The 18,634-nt window shown below is 71.4% G+C and carries 9 protein-coding genes; 3 read left to right on the forward strand and 6 right to left on the reverse strand.

Annotated elements, in window-relative coordinates:
- Positions 1-10 precede the first annotated feature (10 nt).
- Positions 11-9,994, reverse strand: coding sequence for a calcium-binding protein (locus JOE59_RS09720; protein ID WP_204460144.1), 9,984 nt, complete (start codon positions 9,992-9,994; stop codon positions 11-13).
- 228 nt (positions 9,995-10,222) lie between these two features.
- Between JOE59_RS09720 and JOE59_RS09725 the strand changes: the two genes are divergently transcribed.
- The 3 genes from JOE59_RS09725 to JOE59_RS09735 are packed head-to-tail and all read left to right on the forward strand — an operon-like array spanning position 10,223 to position 12,517.
- A complete protein-coding gene (locus tag JOE59_RS09725) occupies positions 10,223-11,239 on the forward strand; it encodes a hypothetical protein (protein WP_239560188.1) in 1,017 nt (338 codons plus the stop codon).
- Positions 11,240-11,256: 17 nt separating this feature from the next.
- Complete coding sequence (locus JOE59_RS09730) at positions 11,257-12,063, forward strand: alpha/beta fold hydrolase (protein ID WP_204460146.1); 807 nt, start codon at positions 11,257-11,259, stop codon at positions 12,061-12,063.
- Positions 12,056-12,517, forward strand: coding sequence for a GbsR/MarR family transcriptional regulator (locus JOE59_RS09735; RefSeq protein ID WP_204460147.1), 462 nt, complete (start codon positions 12,056-12,058; stop codon positions 12,515-12,517). Before JOE59_RS09730 ends, JOE59_RS09735 begins: the two co-directional genes overlap by 8 nt.
- Positions 12,518-12,556: 39 nt before the next feature.
- Here JOE59_RS09735 and JOE59_RS09740 read toward each other — a convergent pair whose 3' ends face one another.
- From JOE59_RS09740 to JOE59_RS09760, 5 genes are all read right to left on the reverse strand, one after another.
- Complete coding sequence (locus tag JOE59_RS09740; protein WP_204460148.1) at positions 12,557-13,855, reverse strand: CDP-glycerol glycerophosphotransferase family protein; 1,299 nt, start codon at positions 13,853-13,855, stop codon at positions 12,557-12,559.
- 120 nt (positions 13,856-13,975) lie between these two features.
- The gene (locus tag JOE59_RS09745) at positions 13,976-14,821 is read right to left on the reverse strand and encodes a glycosyltransferase family 2 protein (protein ID WP_204463341.1); all 846 of its coding nucleotides are present in this window, start codon (positions 14,819-14,821) and stop codon (positions 13,976-13,978) included.
- 52 nt (positions 14,822-14,873) lie between these two features.
- The gene (locus JOE59_RS09750; protein ID WP_204460149.1) at positions 14,874-15,686 is read right to left on the reverse strand and encodes a CDP-alcohol phosphatidyltransferase family protein; all 813 of its coding nucleotides are present in this window, start codon (positions 15,684-15,686) and stop codon (positions 14,874-14,876) included.
- 5 nt (positions 15,687-15,691) lie between these two features.
- Complete coding sequence (locus JOE59_RS09755; RefSeq protein ID WP_239560191.1) at positions 15,692-16,723, reverse strand: glycosyltransferase family 2 protein; 1,032 nt, start codon at positions 16,721-16,723, stop codon at positions 15,692-15,694.
- Between the two features lie 142 nt (positions 16,724-16,865).
- On the reverse strand, positions 16,866-18,617 hold the full coding sequence (locus JOE59_RS09760; RefSeq protein ID WP_204460151.1) for a S1C family serine protease: 1,752 nt from the start codon (positions 18,615-18,617) through the stop codon (positions 16,866-16,868).
- Positions 18,618-18,634 lie beyond the last annotated feature (17 nt).

Genomic DNA, 18,634 nt, shown 5'->3' on the forward strand with positions numbered 1-18,634 from the left:
CGCGGCGCCGTCAGTCGCTCGTGCAGATGAAGTCCTCGAAGTGGCCGGGTGTGCCCGAGAACGCCTTGCCGGTGTTGTTCTTCAGGTCCTTCGTGTAGACGATCGCCGCCTCCCGATACGCGGAGCCGCCTGAGGCCTGCACGTCGCCGAGCGTCGGGGCGCCGTCGAAGTCGGCGCGGGCGCCCGTCACGTAGGCGAGCTTCTCGAGCCCGAGCAGGTTGTTCGGGTCGATCTTGCGCACGTCGTTCCAGCCGCCGTAGGCCGAGTTGCACGCGGTGTACAGGTTGTACGCACCGCCCCAGTCGAGCAGCTTGTCGCCGTCGTTCGGGCCGTTGGCCGAGACATCCGCCTGCAGCACGTCGCGATCCCAGCCGCCGTACTGCCAGTCGGTGCCGTGGTGGTGCTGCCGGGTCTCTGCACCGGTGTTCTCGGGTGCGGTGTCGGCGTAGGCCGCCACCATCGTGCCCCACACCGCCGGGTCGACGCCCGGGCGCGGCTGGTAGTCGATGATGTCGGCGCCGGCCTCGGTCGCGTTCGCGCCGAAGCCGCCGAACAGCACGTCGATCCACTCCCCGTTCGCACCGGGAGCGTTCCGGCCCGGGAGATCGGGCGTGGCGATCGCCGGGTTGCCGCGCCCGCCCCACATGACGTCGGCCCCGTCGTCGCCGTAGGCGTAGTCGCCGCCGGAGTCGCCGTTCATGAGGTCGGCACCCTCGCCGCCGTGCATCGAGTCGTGGCCGGGGCCACCGCGCATGCGGTCGGCACCGCCGGCCTCGTGCCCGTTCGAGACGAGCACCGAACCGTCCCGGTCGTGCGTGAGCGAGGTGCCGCGGTAGAGCGAGTGCGCCTCGAACGGGTGCAGCACCGCGTCCTGCGCGCCCGAGTCGGGCCCGCCGAGGTTGATGCCGGGAGGGCCCTGGCTCGTGTGGGTGAGGATGTCCGGGTCGTCCGCGTCGCCGCCGTCGGCCTCGACGAAGCGGGTCTGCACGCCGCCGCGGTCGCCGACCATGGCGTCCTCGCCATCGCCGCCCCACATCGTGTCGGCACCGAGCTCGCCGAACTGGTCGTCGTCGCCGTCCTCTCCGAAGAGCCGGTCGTCCCCGTCCTGACCCCACTGGCTGTCGTCGCCGTCGCCCGCTCCCGCGGAGATCAACGGGTTCGTGCCGTTGCCGCCGAAGATGAGGTCGGCGCCCCAGACGCCCGCCCCCGCGGGGGCCCCGACGTCGTACCGGGTCACGTCGCGCTCGATGACGGCCGAGCCGTCGGCGGGCGGCTCGTTGTCGGGGTAGCGCTCCTCGTACACGGCGTACGCGGCATCCGACCCCTCGCCTTCGACGGTGCGGTTCAGTTCGCCGTTGTCGCCGAGCTGGAAGTCCGCTTCACCGTCGCCGAAGAGCCAGTCGCCCGAATCCCGGTGACCCGAGAGGTTCGAGCCGCCGAACTGGTCGTCCTGGCCGTCCGCCTCGGGCGGGCCGACGAGGTCGGCTCCGACGCTCGGGGTACCGGGCAGGCCCGCCGGCGGCGAGACGATCGCGGGCAGCACGCCCCCGACCTCCGGCGGCAGGGTGATGCCGCCGTACAGGTCGAATGGCCGGTCGCCGACGACGACGTCGGCTCCGCCGTTGCCGTGCTGGAAGTCGGCGCCGCCGTCGCCGAACAGGAAGTCGTTGCCGTCCTGCCCGAACTCGGCGTCGACGCCCGAGCCGCCGTTGACGATGTCGCGCCCGAATTCGCTGGCGACCGGTCCGTCGAGATCGTGGATGACCAGACCCCGTCGCGTCTCCACGCCGAGCTGACTCGTCACGTAGTGGAATTCAGCGGGTGCCGGGGTGTCGAGCGCCGGGCACGAGCTCGGGTCGAATTCGACGCCGGGCACGTCGCGCACGATGCAGGCGTTGTCGCCCGTCGCCACGTCGGCGCCGCCGCCTCCCCACAGCACGTCGCCCGAGTCGGGCTGGTCGGGGAACGAGGAACCGCCGATGAGGTCGTCCTCGTCGTCGTTGCCTTCGAGCCAGTCACCGTCCTGGTCGCCCTCGACGAGGTCGTCGTGCGCGTTGCCCTGCACGAGGTCGTTGCCGCCCTCGCCGAACATCCGGTCGTTCTCGTCGTTGCCGAGCATGTAGTCACCGCCCGAGACGGTGTCGAGGCTCGCGCCGCTCTTCTCGGTGTCGAGCAGCTCCACCTCGCGGAACACGCCGCCCGTCACGGGGTCGGTGCGCCAGGCATCGGGGTCGTCGGGGTCGGGCTCGCGCGTCAGGACGGCGTTGTCGCCGGTCATGACGTCGTCTTCGCCGTTGCCCTGCATCTCGATCTCGCCCTCGTCGGGCGCGAGGTTCGCGCCGTCGGGGTCGGCCTGCGGGTTCACCGGCGAGGAGCCGCCGATGAGGTCGTCGGCACCGTCGCTCGGGTGGTCGGAGTCCTCGTTGAAGCCGAAGATCCGGTCCTGTCCCCCGTTGCCCTCGAGATGGTCGTCGTGCGCACCGCCGCGCAGCGTGTCGGCGGCATTGCCGCCGAAGGCGCGGTCGTCGCCGCCCGTCGACCACGGGGCATCCACCGTGTCGAAGTCGCCCCAGATGAGATCGCCTCCGCCGGTCGCCGGTGCGACGAGCACGATGTCGACGTCGGGCGAGCCGTTCGGGGTGCGGGGGTCCCATCCGCCGTCGGGCGGTTCGACCGCCCGGGCGGCCGGCGACATGACGCCGCGGTCGCCGACGATGTCGTCGGGACCGGCGCCGCCGACCAGGACGTCGCCGTCGAGCTCGCCGAACAACTGGTCGTAGTCCTCGGCGCCGTACAGGGTGTCGACCGCGTCCTGGCCGTGGAACTCGTCGGAGCCCGTGCCGCCGTCGCCCGTGTCGGGCCCGTAGGTGCTCGAGTCCGCCGAGGGGGTGATCGTCACGTCGTCGAGGGCGTCGAGCGTGCCCTCGATGTCGATGTCGACGTCGTCGCCGAACGCCCGGTCGTCGTCGGGCCCGCCGTACATGGTGTCGCCGACGTCGGCGCCCGTCAGGTCGTCGTGGCCGCCGATGATGAGGTCGATCCCCTCCTGGCCGTGCAGCTGGTCGCCGCCCGCGTTGCCGAAGACCACGTCGTCGCCCGGTCCGCCGAAGCCGAAGTCGGCGTCGGCGTCGCCCCAGACCTCGTCGTCGTCGGTCTCGCCGTTCAGCTGGTCGCCGCCGCCGTTGCCGTGCACGAGGTCGGGCCCTGCGCCGCCGTACGCGAAGTCGGCACCGCCTTCACCGTAGATCCGATCGGCGCCGCCGTCGCCGGCGAGCCTCGGATCACCGGCGCCCGCGGTCTCGCTCGGGTGCGCGACCCGCGCCCCGGGCCCGCCGTCGATCGTGCCGTTGTCGCCGAGCACGAGGTCGGCGCCGTCGCCGCCGGCGGCGGTGTCGCCGCCCATGGTCGAGCCGTCGGCACCGTCACCGTCGCCGACGAGTTCGTCGTCGCCGGCGTCACCGGTGATCGTGTCGGCGCCGGGGCCACCCCACAGCTTGTCTCCGTCGGCGCCGCCGCCGACCGCCGGGTCGTCGTCGGACTGGCCGTGCACCTCATCGGCGCCCGCCTCGCCCGCGAGTGCATCGCCGCCGCGGCCGCCGTAGAGCAGGTCGGCGCCGCTCGAACCGAACACCTGGTCGGCGCCGTCGCCGCCCTGGATCCGGTCTGCGTCGGTGTCGACGCCCGATGCGACGAGCCGGAACCCGCCGAACAGCTCGTCAGCCGCTCCGCCGCCGAAGATCACGTCGGCACCGGCCTCGCCTTCGACGCGGTCCACGCCGTCGGTGCCGGGCGCCGCAGCACCCTCGGCGTCGACGGGGTCGTCCCACGGCGTCGCGTCGGGAGTGTCATCGCCGAAGAGCCGGTCCCCGCCGGCACCGCCGAGCACGGTGTCGGCACCCGGGCCACCGACGATGAGGTCGGCAGTGTCGAACTGGTTCGGCTTGCCCGACGGCGGTGTCACGCCGGGTGGCACCGAGAGCTTGTCCTTGCCGCCGCGGAGCGTGTCGTTGCCGGCGTCGCCGCGGAGCGTGTCGCCACCGAGTCCGCCGTCGACGGTGTCGTTGTCGCCGCCGCCGCGCAGGGTGTCGACGCCCTCGCCGCCGGTCACGGTGTCGCGACCGGTGCCCGTGCCGTCGTCGGCGTCGCCGGAAGCGGTGTTGGTTCCATCGCCCACGTTGATCGTGTCGGCACCATCGCCGCCGTTGACCGTGTCGTCGCCGGCACCCGTGATGATGCGGTCGTCGCCGATGCCGAGGGTCTTCGCATCGACGGGGGCGCTGAAGGCCCACTCACCGTCGTCGGGCGGGTCGGATGACTCGGGGTTCAGGTCACCGGGCTTCGCGCCGGCGCCCGACCCGTTGAACAGGAACGAGTCGTTGCCGCCGAGTGCATCGATGATGCGCACGCCGGCGCCCTTCCTCGTCTCCGTGTACCCGAACGCGCTGATGCTGAACTCGTAGACGCCCGCCTGCGGCGTCTCGCTCAACTGATGCACCGTGAACGACTCGTTCTCGACGTCCATGAACGCACCGCGGTCGACGGCGCGTGAGCCGACGTTCAGCACGACCCAGCCGCCCTCCTCGGCCGCGAGCACCGGGGTCTGGTTCGCGCACGATGACGAGAACTCGAAGAGGGTCACCTCGGCGAGCCGCCAGCTGTCGGAGTAGCAGAACGGGCACGGCCCGAACTCCGCGTAGACCTCGAGGAAGGCGATGAGCTTGCCCTCGATGTCGAAGAGGCAGATCGGCGTCTTGAACTTCGCGACGATCTCGTCGATGTGCATCCGGCCGTCTGCCTCGGGCGTGTCGTTCAGGTTGAGCCCGAAGGTGGCGGTGATGCCGCCCTTCACGCCGGCCTCCGCGATGAAGATGTCGAGCTTCGCTCCGGCCGTGATGGTGCCCGAGATCTCGAACTCGGCGACGTCCTTGCCCTCGGCGTCGAGGTCGGTGAGATAGAGGCTCTGCAGGAACGCGCTGCCCGCCTTGGTTGCGGCGTCGAGCGGACTGTCGACCTCGCCGCCGATGATCGATTCGGCGAGCATCCGGATGCCGCGGGTCGAGACGCCTCCGCCGACCTGGGCCTTCGCGTCGAGGGCACCGCCGATCGTGATGTACAGCACGCCGAAGAACGGCCCGAAGCTCTGCGTGTACTCCATGTGCACGGCGAGCGCATCCGGCCGCCACTCGACCACCGCGCAGTCCTTGCCGAGGAGCAGGCCGACCAGGCAGGTCGGGTCGTCGAACATCGGGAACGAGAAGTCCGATTCGCTCGGCGCGCTCTTCTGCCGCAGCTTGTCGAAGTCGTCGGAGGACCCGCCCAGCGCGGTGCCGACGGCTGCTTCGGGGTCGCCGGTCATCGCGGCCGAGCCCTTCACCGCGGTGAGCGCCTGATCCTGCGTGAGCGGGGCGCCGCGCGCCGTCTCGGGCGAGAGCTCGAGCTTGTCGACGAGCGGGAACGGCGAGCCGTCGGCGAGCCCCTCGATCATCTCGAGGAAGTCGAAGAGCTGGTCGATGTCCTCCAGCAGCGAGACGTCGACGACGCCGAGCGCCTTCGCGAGGGTGACCATCGTGACCGGGTCGCCGCCGAAGTACTCCGACAGGTCGCTGATCACCGGAATCGGCGAGAAGAGGAACTCACGAACCGGCTTCGTCGGCGCGAGGATCGGGTCGAGCGTGCGCAGGACCTCGCCGAACAGCTTCGTGAACATCTGTCCGGGCGCGACGCCGATGTCGCGCAGCTCCAGCTCGAGATCCCCGGCCCCGCTGCCGTCGAACGCCCAGACGAGTCCGAAATCGAGCTCGAAGGTCGGGAGGGTCGTGTTGACGTTGCCGCCCGTCGCGATGCCGGTGTCGATGTGGAGGTCGAGGTTGATGCCGCCCTCGATGCGCGGCTCGGTGAGCAGGTCGCCGATGTCGCCCGAGAGGAATGAACTGATCGGGATCACGCTCGTGCAGTGCGTGCCCGCGACGCCGGACCCGTACGTGGTCACGTCGAGGTTCTGGCATCCGGATGTCTCGAGGCCGAGTTGCGCGCTCAGCCGCGCGCCGCTCGGCGCGCTCGGAGCGGTGCTGTTGTCGACGGCCTCCATGCCGATGAAGCCGATCCGCCCGGCGATGGGCTCGCCGGCGGTGAGGTTCGCCCCGACGTTCACCCGGATCTCCTCCAGACCGCCCGTCTCCGGGTCGGCGACGCCGGTGCCCGGGACCGGGTTGTCGAGGAGGTAGAACCCGTCGTTCCGCGAGACGCCGAAGCCGAGCTCGACGGTCCATCCCGCACTCGCGGTCACGCTGCCGGTGAGCGAGACGGGCAGGCCGGGCAGTCCGAGCTCGAGCGGGATGGTCGAGACTCCCGGGCACGCCGCGGCATCGCCGACCGGGCAGCCGCCGGTCAACGCGCGCGCGCCCTGCCCGAGCTCGAGCTCGAATCGCAGGTCGACGAGGAAGGTCAGCTGTTCGGTGCCGTCGCAGAGGGCTTCGACGCCGCCGTCGTTGCAGATCGCGACGACTCGGATGTCGGTTGCGCTCGGCACGGTGTCGGCGTCACCCGGGATGGTGCCGACCGCCTGGTACTCGCTGTCGCGCAGCACGCCGGCGGCGATGAACTTCTGCGCGAGCACCTCTCGGATGCCGCCGGCGCCGTAGACCGCGGCATTCACATCGGCGTCGGGCAGCCCCGGGATCTGCGGGTTGTCGAGGAACGCCTTCACCTCGACCAGACCGTTGGCGAGCTTGGTGAGGTCCTTGCCGACGACGGGCAGGTCTCCGCCGGCCTTGCTCGCGTCGATCGCGAGCCCGAGCACCTTGCTGATCGACTGCAAGCCCTCGCCGAAGCTGTCGAAGCTGAAGCTCGCCGAGTCGAGGATGCTCGCGAGCGCCGACGGCGCGGAGACATCCGGTGCAGCGGAGAGGTCGTCGTACGACACGGTGAGATAGTCGTCAGCCGTCGGGGCGTTCGCGGGTGCACCGCTCGGCAGCGCCGGTCCCGAGCCGACATCGACGAGCACCGGCAGCGCGGCGCACGCGAACTTGCCCTCAACCGGGGCCTGACCCGGCGCAGCGCACGAGTACGTTCCGCCCGCTGCGGGCGAGGTCGCGTCGGCCGTGAAGTCGCTGTCGAAGAAGTCGTCGAGCGCGAGCGGTGTCTCGGCGGGGTCCCCGGGCAGGGGCGCACCCGTGCGCGCGAGCGCGAATCGCACGCCGACCGCGATGCGGCCGGTGTGGTTGGTTGCATCGCCGAGCTGCGCCGAGAACGGGCCGAGGTGCACGCCGAGTTGCACGGATCCGGCCGGTTGCTCGGTGACCTCGGCCGTCACGCTCACCCGACTCGAGTCGAGGAGGCGCGGCGGTGCCGCAGCCGGATCGGGGTCGAGACCGACGACGAGACCGAGGTCGAGCTTCGCCTCGAGCGCGGCGTGCAGCTTGCCTTCCCCCTCCGTGCCGGCGATCGCGGGCAGTGACGCATCGATGAGTGACATCGGCACGTCGGCATCCTCGGTTCGCGTGCCGTCGATCGCCGCGATCAGCGCGGGTTCCACGCTGCCGCTGCCGTCGAGGTCGCGCAGCCGGAACGTGACGCCCAGCCCGAGTGCGGTCTCGAGTCCGGTCTCGAGCTTGCCGAGGTCGGTCGGCAGCAGGCCGCTCCGGAAGTCGTTGTAGCGCTGGCGAAGCCCCGTCGCCTCGCGCAGGACGCTCTCGACACCGCGGTTCAGGAACGGCACCGTCTCGCCACCGACCAGGCTGTCGACCGCGTCGAGCTGGTCGACCACCGCGCCGACTCCGTCGAGCGCGCGGCCCAGCAGGACGTCGGGTTCGTCGGTGTCGATGTTGAGTGCCCGCAACAGGGTCATCTCGTCGTTGCCGAGCACCACCGTGGGGTCCGTGTCGGCGAACACTGCGCCGTCGACGGTGAAGGTGCCTGGCGCCACGGTGAGGTGCTGGGCGAGATCGTGACCGTGCCCGTCGACCGTGTAGTCCGCGTCGATCACCGCACGACGGTCGGCGTCGTCGACGGGGTACGCGGGCGGCTGCCCGTCGCGTTCGTAGAGCCCCGCGAGCAGGTCGACGATGCGAGGCGTCGCCGCGTTGCCGGCGGCGGGATCGACGTCGGCCCGGGTCGTCGGCTCCGTGCCGTCCTGGAGGAGCTTCCACGTGCCGCCGATCGTCGCGGGCACGAACCCGAGTTGGCCTTCGCCGTGCACGACGGCCGACGCCACCTCGGTGATGCGCAGCTCCGCTCCGTCGATGAGTTCGGTGCCGAATCGCTCGTACACCATCGGCGACTCGAACTCGACGACGGCGGTGGCGCCCTTGTCGGGCGCCGGCGCTGCCTCGCCGAGGTCGATCAGCATGGGCAGGTCGATGTCGATCGCGACATCCGTCTCGACCACGACCGGATCGCCGCTCGCCGCGACGCCCCGCAGGCCGGTGTCGTCGAGGAGTTGGTCGCCGAACGCCGTCTGTCCGGGCGGTGGCGTGTCGTCGACGGGCTGGTCATCGAGTACCGGCGGCACGTCGGCGTCGCCGTCGAGTGCGGTGTGGATCGTGAAGTCGAGCCGCACCTCCGCGTCGTCGCGGTCGTAGACCGGGGTGATCACGGCGGGCGCACCCGGGATGTCGCTCTCGATGCGGTCGGCGAGGTCGCCGACCGTCGAGATGCCGACGTCGATCACAGGCTGCGGGTCCGCGGGGTCGGGGTCGGGGTCGGGCTGTACGTCGATGAGGTCTTCGGCGAGCTTCGCGAATTCGCCGCCGAGATCGTAGAGCTCGCTCAGCGTGCCGCTCGCCAGCGGCAGCGCGGCATCGACGTTCTCGTGCCGTTGCAGTGCCCGAAGCAGGGTGCCGTACTGGACGATGCCGGAGACGAGGTCCACCGGGCCTAGACGGGTGAACGCCTCGAACGCGGCGAGGTCGCCGTCGCTCGCGACGAGTTCGGCGAGCGGTTCGGGCACCTGCGCGAGGTCGGCGTCCATGGTCAGCGACGGCGCAGGGCTCGACGACAGGCCGAGCAGGTCGGAGCCGAAGCGGATGTCGGCGGTCGCCGAGCCGGCGAGGTCGAAGGTCGTGAGCTGGTCGGCGGGCACGGTGAGCTCGCCGGGCGTCTCCTCACCGCCTTCGAATGCCGGCGGCTCGAACATCGCGAGCCGGCCGTCGCCGTTGACGTCGTCGATGGTGCCCGACCACACGGCCGAGACATCCACGGTGCTGTCGTCGAGGATCTCGACGTCGCCGACGCCGATCGCCGCCGCACCGCCCGGGAAGGCGAACGCGTCGCCGCTGGCGAGCTCGGCGGCGAACTCGACGGTGGGCTCGCCTGCGGTGGTGTCGAGCCAGAAGCGCACACCCTGCGGGTCGGTGCGCACCGTTCCGCTGAACTCGAACGAGAGCTCGTACGGAGCCGGGTCGGCCTCGGCGGTCACGAGGCGCAGCGGCTCTCCGCCGGGTCCGTCGGGGTCGACGATCGCAAGCGGCGAGTCGACGGTGCGCGATGCCCGGATCGTGAGGTCGAACCCGCGCGTGTCTCCGGAATCGACGAGGTTCGCCGTCGTCAGCTCGACCTGCGTGCCCGCGATCTCGGCGTCGAGTCCGTCGACGCCGGCCATGAAGTCGGCGGTCGTCGCCTGCTGCGCGAGGGTGAGCAGTGCGCCCTTCACACCGAGGTCGAACGTGTTCTTGAGCTGCATGGCCGCGCCGGGGCGGACGACGGCGACACCCGGTGCGGTGTCGGCGAGCGGCAGGGCCGTCGCGAGCGGGCCGACGTTCTCGTAGTCGCCGAGGGCGACCTCGGCGAGGGCGGCGATGCCGCGTCGGAGCTCGGCGACATCTGCGGAGTCCGTCACCGGATCCGCGTACGCGACCTGCGCACCCGTCAGGGCGAGCGCCCAGGCACCGACCGAGGCGACGACCGCGAGCCCGGGTCGCCAGCCGCGCGGCCGGTGCAGTCGGTGTCCGACCGCAAGCGAGCGCGACGAGTTGTTCGAGTCGTTCTGGGCACGCATGATTGTCCCCCCGGGTCGATGCCACCCCAGCGCGCGTCGGGTCGTCGCACGCTCGATGCCCGTTCTACTCCGATGCAGACTTCGCTGACAAGAGAAACCCTCACTTTGGGGGGCAAAAACGACCTCGACGCCCGGCACGCAGGCTCCTTCGGCCGATTCGGGTGCACGAATGCCGAGCACGGATGCCTCGCACGGCCGCCTCCCGTCTCCGCCACCTACAATCACCTCATGCAGGACCGTGTGCACACCATCACCTCGATGGGCTCGGGAGCGCCGCGAGAGGGCGCCCCCGAATCCGACCGCGCCGGGAGCACCGCGTACCCGGGCTTCGCCGCCGACGAGGGCCGCGCCCACGGCATGGAGCGCGGCATCGACCGCGTGCTGGCGATCCAGCGTCCGATCGTGGTCGCCCATCTCCGCAGCATCCGTCGCCGTTCACCCGATGCGAGCCCTGAGCAGATCGTGCGAATCCTCGAGCGTCGCTATCTCGCCGCCGTCACGACCGGAGGCGCCGCCGTCGGCGCGACGGCCGTGATCCCGGGCATCGGCACCGGTGTCACGCTCGCACTGTCGGGCGTCGAGACGGCGGGCTTCCTCGAGGCGACCGCCCTGTTCGCCCAATCCGTCGCGGAGGTGCACGGCATCGCCATCGACAACCCCGACCGTGCGCGTGCCCTCGTGATGACCCTCATGCTCGGCAACGAGGGCGTCGACCTGGTGCGGCAGCTCGCCGGTCAGGCCTCGGGCTCTGGCGCGACTCGCAACATCTACTGGGGCGAGCTCATCACGAACAGCATGCCCAAGGCGATCATGGGACCGGTGGTCGACAAGCTCCGCAGCGTCTTCATCAAGCAATTCGCCGTGCGCGGCGGCGCCGGCATCATCGGCAAGGCGATCCCGTTCGGCATCGGCGCCGCGATCGGCGGCATCGGCAACAGCGTGCTCGGCCGCCGGGTGCTGAAGCAGTCGCGATCGGCATTCGGTCAGGCTCCTCAGGTGCTTCCGCCCGACCTCGAGCCGCGTGAGGGCGACTCCGTGCTGACTTCGGCCGCGTCGCGACTGTCGCGCGCCGGCACCGCCGTCGGTGGCGTGGTGCTCTCCGCGGGCCGCGGCATCCAGTCGGCGGGGCAGGCCGCGGGGCGGGCCGCGGGGCGGGCCGCACGAGGTGCGATCACTCGACGGCCCGACGACGGGGCGGCCCCGGAGACCGCCGACCACGCGGAAGAGTCGCCCGGCACCCAGTAGTTCGTTATATTCAGAATATGCTGAATCTGAATCGGACGCTCGTGCGCCCGGACGCGACGGTCCGCTTCACGATGCTCGACGGCGACCGGCGAGCGGTCGTGCTCATCCACGGCGCCGGCATGGATCACTCCATGTTCACGGCGCAGGCGCTCGCCCTGCATCGAGCGGGCCACCCGGTCGTCGCCTTCGATCAGCGCGGCCACGGCAATTCGCGTCTCGACCCCGGCATCCGCTTCACCGGGCAGGCCGCACTCGACGATCTCGCGGCGCTCCTCGACCACCTCGGTCTCGATCGGCCCGCCCTCGTGGGACACTCGCTCGGCGGCAACGTCGCGCAGGAGCTCGTGCGCCGCGATCCGGGCCGCGCCGGCGCCCTCGTCGTGGCCGACTCGACCTGGAACGCGGGCCCGCTCTCGCGCGGCGAGCGCATCGCACTCCGACTCGCTGCTCCCGCACTCGCGCTCATCCCCGCCGCGCGACTGCCCGGCATGCTCGCTCGCGCGTCGGCGGTGACGCCCGGCGCCGTCGCGACCACCGAGGCGATGTTCGCGCGCATGCCGAAGCGCTCGTTCCTCGAGGTCTGGCGTGCGACCGTCGCGTTCGTCGATCCCGACCCCGACTACCGGGTGCCCGTCCCCCTCGGCCTCATCCGCGGCGAACTGGATCGCACGGGCAACATCGCGACGGCGATGCCGGAATGGGCGAGGGTCGAAGGCGTCGGCGAGCATATCGTCGCGGGCGCCGGCCACGTGGTGACCCTCGATGCGCCCGAAGCCACGACGACGGCGCTCCTCGACCTGCTCGCGTCGGTGCCCCATGCCTGAGCACGACGAGCGGGCCGAGTTCATCGAGTCGGTCGGCGACGCCCTCGCGTCCTGGCACCTCTCCCGCGCGACCGGGCGGGTCTACGGGTTCCTGCTGCTCAGGACCGAACCCGAGACCCTCGACACCATCGGGGCGGAACTGAGCCTCAGCAGCGGCGGCGTCAGCACCGCGGTCCGAGAGCTCGTGTCGTGGGGGCTCGCGCGAACGATCCCCCAGCCCGGCAGCCGCCGCCTCCTCGTGGAGGCCGTCGGTGGATTCGAGCAGCTGCTCGCCGCGAGTCACGAACGCACGCGAACCTTCATACGCACGCTGCACTCCGGAGCGGCGCTCACCGAGGGTGCACGCGCGCGCGAACGCCTCCGGGCCGTCGTCGGCCTCTTCGAAGGCTACGTCGACGCGGGTGACCAGATGCTGCGACGCCATCGCGTCGAGGACGGCGATCCGCGGCGCTGACCCCTCACGGATGCCATCGTCGGTCGACCGGCGGGGCGGCTAGGCCTCGAGTTCCTCGTCGTCCTGCTCGCCGGCGCGCACGTCGCGCTCGTCGATGTCGCCGTCTGCGGCGTGCAGGGCGGCGAACCGCTCCCACTCGGCCATGAGGTGGTCGACCGCCGCATGGAACCGCGCCGTGGTGACACCCGGAGTCGGGTCGCCGAAATAGCGCTCGACCCAGAAGCCGAGCCGCTCGAGCGCCGCCTCATCGTGCGCGACGACGTCGACGCGTGCGACCATCGCCGCGGAATCGGTCACCTCGAGCCATTCGCACGCCTGCAGGTAGCCGGACGTGTCGATCTGCGCATCGGGGTTGGCCGGGCGCGTGATCAGCAGGGGCTTGCCGGCTGCCAGGCGGTCGTAGACCATCGCGGAGATGTCGACGACCGCGACATCCGCCGCGGCGAGCTGCCAGCCGAGCTTCGGGCCGTCGTCGTAGATGTGCTGCGCGGTCGGATCGGCGGCGTTCGCCGCCTCGATCGCGGCGATGATCGCGCGGTTCGCGGCGCCGTACTCGTGATCGACGACACCCGATCGCGGGTGCGGCCGGTAGATGACGCGGTGGCGTCCGGTGGCGAGCAGCCCGTTCACGAGCGTCACGCCGTGCGTCGCGATCGACCCGTAGGCCGCGGCGCCGCGGTCGCCCTCCCAGGTGGGCGCGTAGAGCACGACCTCACGATCGTCGGGTGTGTACGGCAGGGCCGCGCCGTCGAGGTAGTGATCGGCCTGCGGGCGGCCGATGGGGATGGCGCGCTTGTCGAAGTCGTAGTCCCAGAGCACCTTCTCGAGCCGTGCCCGTGCCGCGTCGCCCGCGATCAGCGAGTAGTCGTAGGCCTTGAACTGGTTCGTGGTCATGTACATCTTGTCGGACTCGCCGTGGTTGATGAACACGTGCCAGCGGCGGCCGTAGCGCATCATCTGGAAGTTCTTGGCGTTCTGGTTGACGTAGAAGACGACGTGCAGGTCCTGCTCGGCGATCACCCGCTCGAGGTCGGCGACTCGGCGCACGTAGGCGACGGGCACCGGCGACTCGTCGAGCAGTGTGAGCGCTGCGCCCGACGCACGGCTCAGGATCAGCACGGGGTGACGCTCAGCCAGTTCGGCGAGGGGGGCGTACCACTGACGCAGCTGGTAGAGGTTGACCTTGCCGTCGGCGAAGTAGACGCCGACACGGAACCGGTGCGGCGGCAGCGGCTCCTGCTCCGCCAGCTTCACGCCGAGCGAACGCTGCGCACGTCTGGACCACATGATGTCCTTGGCCAGCTTGACGGCGCGTCGCGCGTCTTTCCTCAATCCCACCGTCCAAGGGTAGCGAGGTCGGCCTGAGCGGATGCCCCGGAGCCGGTGCGGCGGCGGCACTGAGAGCCGATCGTTACCGGTTCGCGGTATCCGCTGTCGGGTCGCCCGCTTCGCTGCTGATCACACCACGGGCGGTCGCCCGGCGAGGGTCATGCGCCAGATCGTGCGCCAGCGCATCGGCCGCCGCTCCCCCGGATGCTCGCGCCAGCCGGCGCGCCATCCGCCGAACCACGCCTTCAGTGCCGCCGGCTGCCGCGCCCAGCGCAGCACCTGGATCGCGGTCCAGGAGCCGACGTAGAACGGCACGAGCACGGCGGGAAGGTTGCGGCGTGCGAGCCAGACCCGGTTCCTCGCGTTCAGTCGGTAGTAGTACGCGTGACGAGCCGGGTCGATGACCGGATGCCCCGCCTCGAGGTCGCCGGCGTACCACGCGACGTGCCCGGTGTCCCAGACCCGCCAGGCCAGCTCGATGCCCTCGTGCGCGTAGAAGAACGGGTCGGCCCAGCCGCCGGTCGCATCGAACACCGCGCGCGGCATGAGTACGGCGCCCTCCCAGCACGAGAAGACGTTGCTCGAATGCGATGCGTCGCCCTTGCGGATGCGCGGGATCCAGCGGCGCGGCGAGACGCGGCCCGTCGGGTCGACCACGCGGGGCTGGATCAAGCCGATCTCGGGGCGATCGGCGAGCATGCGGCATCCGTCGGCCAGGAAGGTCTCACTCGGCAGGAACGCGTCGTCGTCGAGGAAGAAGAGCGCCTCGCCCGTCACGAGCGGCACCCCGCGGTTGCGTCCGGCCGGAATGCCGAGATTCTCGGGCAGGTGCAGCGTCGTCACGCCGGCCGGCAGCGCCGGCTCGGCGGTCGCCGGATCCCAGCCGTTGCCGACGCACACGACGTCGGTGACGACGCCCTGCTGGTCGAGGATGCTGCGGATACCGCGTACGAGGTCGTCGGGCCGCGTGCCCATGGTGAGTACGACGACGCCGACACGCGGGAGGACGACGCCGGCCGCGTCGGCGTCAGGACCGGACACGACGGGAGGACATGATCGCGACGAAGTGCCCGATCACGGAGAGCACGGCGAGCGGCAGCAGCACCGCGAGCACCACGCGGTCGGTGACGGGCTGCCCGACGACGAGCCCGACGACCGCCGCGGCGAACGCGATGAGCGTGAGCTCGACGGAGTGGTACAGGCGGTGGAACGGCAGGAAGCGCGCGGCCTTGCGCAGCGTTGCCACGAGCCCGCCGCGGGGAGCCGTCTCGCCGTGGGTGTCGGCGAGCTTCGCGAGCCCGGCGTTCGCACGGGCGACGTGCACCATGTCGTTGAGCGCCTTGTTGAGCACGATCACGAGCGCGAGGAGCGCGGCGATCGTGGTCCAGAGGAAGTCGGCCGGGAACTCGAGCGGGTAGGCGGCCGCGCGGATGCCGAGCGCGAGCGGGATGAGCGCCTCGGTCGTGTAGTGCCCGACCTTGTCGAGGAAGACGCCGGCGGGCGACGACGTGCGTCGCCAACGCGCGACCTCGCCGTCGCAGCAGTCGACGAGCATCTGCAACTGGCCGAGCACCACTGCGAGCAGCGCGCCCCAGATGCCGGGGATCAGCAGCGCCGCGGCGGTCGACCAGCCCACGAGGATCATGAGCCCGGTCACGCCGTTCGCCGAGATCGAGGTCTTCAGCAGCATCCACGTGAGGTACGGCGAGAGCTTGCGGAGATACAGCGACGCCGTCCAGTGCTCGGCGTTGCGCCGGCCCCGCACTTCGGGCGGCTGCGTCACCTCTCTGAGCTGGGCGATGCTGGTTGGTCTCGTGGTGACCGGACCGGTCTGCGACATCCGTGTCACCTTCCCGTGTGCCTGGCGATGTTGCTCGTCAGCGACAGGTATCCGAGCACGAAGCCCACTCCCCACGAGACGTGTATGCACGGCAACACTACGAGAAACCACGCCGCGGCGCGTGCACCGCGCCCGCTCGCGTACACGAGGGTCGCCGCGAGCACGAAGAGCACGTACACGACCGGCACGATGAAGCCGAGGAGCAGCCAGGGCGTCGCGCCGAGCGCGGCCTGCACGAGGCCGGCGATGCCGACGATCAGGCCGAGCGCGACGCCGAGCACCATCGCGGGCGGCACGAAGTAGCGGATGCCGTTCGCCGACGGGAACCGGCGTGCGAGTTCGCCGCGCCAGAGCCCGGTGGAGAACATCTGCCGGGCGAGTCGGTCGAAGGTGGAACGGGGCCGGTAGGTCACCGCGAGCCGCGGCGTGAACCAGACGACGCCGCCTGTCTCGCGAAGGCGCCGGTTCAGCTCCCAGTCCTGGCCGCGCTTGATGGTCTCGTCGAAGAGGCCGACGCGCAGGAGCGCGTCACGGCGGAACACCCCGAGGTAGACCGTGTCGGCCGGGCCGGCCGAGCCGCCGACGTGGAATGCGGATCCGCCGAGGCCGACCTTCGTCGTGTAGGCGAGGGCGACGGCATGCTCGAACGGGGTCTCGCCGCGGGCATCCATGATGCCTCCGACGTTGTCGGCCCCGGTGCGCTCGAGCTCGTCGACGGCGATGCGCGCGTAGTCGGGCGGCAGCATCGAGTGCGAGTCGACCCGCACGACGACGGGATACCGCGCCGCGCGGATGCCGATGTTGAGGCCGGCAGGTGTCGAGCCCACCTCGTTCTCGAGCACGCGCACTCGGTCGTCGCGTGCCGCGAGGTCTGCCACCAGCTCATTCGTTCCGTCGATCGACGGGCCGAGCGCGATGAGCACCTCGACGGGCCCCGTGTAGTCCTGCGCGAGGATCGACTCGACGGCCGCACGAACGTGCGTCGCATCGTTCAGCACCGGCATGACGTAGGAGACGCCGAGGAGCGATGCGGGCATCGCTTCAGGGTGGTTCTCGGGCATGTTCCTCACTCGTCGCTCGGGTCGATCGAGCCTAGCAGCAGCGCCTTCGAGCGACTGCTGGCGCACGAAAGCGGGTCCGGGTCCTTTCGGACCCGGACCCGCCGGTCGGTCTCGTCGATCAGCCCTCGAAGGTGCCGAGGGTCACGGTGACCGTCTTCGACGAGCCGTCGCGCGTGAAGGTCAGCTCGGCCTTCGCGCCGCCGGGCAGCGCCCGCACCTGCGCGGTGAGGTCGGTCTGATCGGTGATCGGCACCCCGTTGAACTCGGTGACGACATCGCCGGACTTGAGGCCGGCATCTGCGGCAGCGCCGCCTGCGGGCACCTCGGAGATCAGCGCACCGACGGTGTCGCTCGACCCCTCGGCCTCGGCCGACGTCACCGTCGCACCGAGCAGGCCGTGCGTGGCCGAACCGTTCTCGATGATCTCGTCGGCGATGCGCTTGGCGAGGTTCGACGGCACGGCGAAGCCGACGCCGATGTTGCCCGCCGTCTCGCCCTGCGCGGATCCGCCCGTGGAGAGGATCGCGACGTTCACGCCGATGAGCTTGCCGTCGGAGTCGACGAGCGCACCACCGGAGTTGCCCGGGTTGATCGCGGCATCCGTCTGGATGACCGGGAGCGACACCTGGCCGGACGAAGCGCTCGGCTGCTGCGGCGATTCGCCGCCCTCGGGGTCGGGCAGGTCGAAGAAGAAGTCGAACGGGCTGCCCTCGTCGCCGGGGGCGGGCTCCTCACCCTGGTCGCCGCTGTCGCCCTGCGCGTCGTCGGGCGTGGTCGGCGCAGCCGATGAGGCCACGTCGATCGAGCGGTTGAGCGCGCTCACGATGCCGTTGGTGACGGTGCCCGAGAGGCCGAGCGGCGCACCGATCGCGATCGCCGTGTCGCCGACGTTGAGCTTGTCGGAGTCGGCGAAGTCGAGCGGCGTGAGGCCCGAGGCGTCGACCAGCTTGATGACCGCGAGGTCGGAGAGCGGGTCGGTGCCGACGAGCTCGGCCGAGTAGAGGTGACCGTCATTCGTCTTGACCTGGATGGCCGGGTCGCCGGTCGCGCCGTCGAGCGTCACGACGTGGGTGTTCGTCAGCACGTAGCCGTCCTCGGAGAGGATGATGCCCGAACCGGTGCCGCCGGACTCGCCGCCCGAGACCGAGATCGTGACCACGCTCGGGCTCGCCTTCGCGGCCACGGCGGTGATCTGGTTCACCGAGTCGGTGTCGTTGACGACGATGTTCTGCGCGGAGTTCGCGGATTCGCTCGAGGGCGTGCCGTTGTCGTTCGTGAGCAGCGCGGTGATGCCGGCGCCCGACGCACCGCCGATGAGGGCGGCGGCGACGATCGCGGCGGCGACGCCGAGTCCGACGCGGCGCTGCTTGGGCGCGGCGGGCGCGGCGCCCTCGGCCGGGAGGCCGGTGAGCGGCACGGTCGGCTGCGTCGGGTGCTGCGGCGCTGCGGGTCCGCCGAATGCGGGCGGCACCTGGCCGGGCTGCGCGGGTGCAGCGGCCACGGGCTGGGCCGGCTGCTTCGTGTACTGGGGGGCGCTGTAGGGCTGGGGCTCCTGCCCGGGCTCGTAGACCGTGCCGGTCGCAGCGGGCGCCGGTGCGGCAGGTGCAGCGGGGGCCGGTGCGGCGGCCGGGGCGGCCGCAGGGGCCGCCGGTGCCGGGGCGGCGGGTGCCGCCGGGGTCTCGGGCGCGGCGGGCGCCGCGACATCCGTCGGCCGGGCCTCGGGGGCCGGAGTCTCGCTCTGCGCCGCGGTCTCGTTCGCTGCGGCGGAAGTCTCAGGGGTGACGGGCGCAGCGCTCTCGGCGGCCGCGGGCGTCGGAGTGACGTCGTCCTCGCGGGGCTCCCCCGCGGCTCCGTTCGTGGTGTCGGTCATGGTGTGCTCCTTCCAAG

It is taken from the genome of Agromyces cerinus, assembly GCF_016907835.1.
Lineage (GTDB): Bacteria > Actinomycetota > Actinomycetes > Actinomycetales > Microbacteriaceae > Agromyces > Agromyces nitratus.

What these genes read in the sequence shown, in the direction of transcription:
- JOE59_RS09720 (WP_204460144.1), bottom strand. Translation starts at nt 9,994, where the DNA reads ATGCGTGCCCAGAACGACTCGAACAACTCGTCGCGCTCGCTTGCGGTC.
- JOE59_RS09725 (WP_239560188.1), top strand. Translation starts at nt 10,223, where the DNA reads ATGCAGGACCGTGTGCACACCATCACCTCGATGGGCTCGGGAGCGCCG.
- JOE59_RS09730 (WP_204460146.1), top strand. Translation starts at nt 11,257, where the DNA reads ATGCTGAATCTGAATCGGACGCTCGTGCGCCCGGACGCGACGGTCCGC.
- JOE59_RS09735 (WP_204460147.1), top strand. Translation starts at nt 12,056, where the DNA reads ATGCCTGAGCACGACGAGCGGGCCGAGTTCATCGAGTCGGTCGGCGAC.
- JOE59_RS09745 (WP_204463341.1), bottom strand. Translation starts at nt 14,821, where the DNA reads ATGGGCACGCGGCCCGACGACCTCGTACGCGGTATCCGCAGCATCCTC.
- JOE59_RS09750 (WP_204460149.1), bottom strand. Translation starts at nt 15,686, where the DNA reads ATGTCGCAGACCGGTCCGGTCACCACGAGACCAACCAGCATCGCCCAG.
- JOE59_RS09755 (WP_239560191.1), bottom strand. Translation starts at nt 16,723, where the DNA reads ATGCCCGCATCGCTCCTCGGCGTCTCCTACGTCATGCCGGTGCTGAAC.
- JOE59_RS09760 (WP_204460151.1), bottom strand. Translation starts at nt 18,617, where the DNA reads ATGACCGACACCACGAACGGAGCCGCGGGGGAGCCCCGCGAGGACGAC.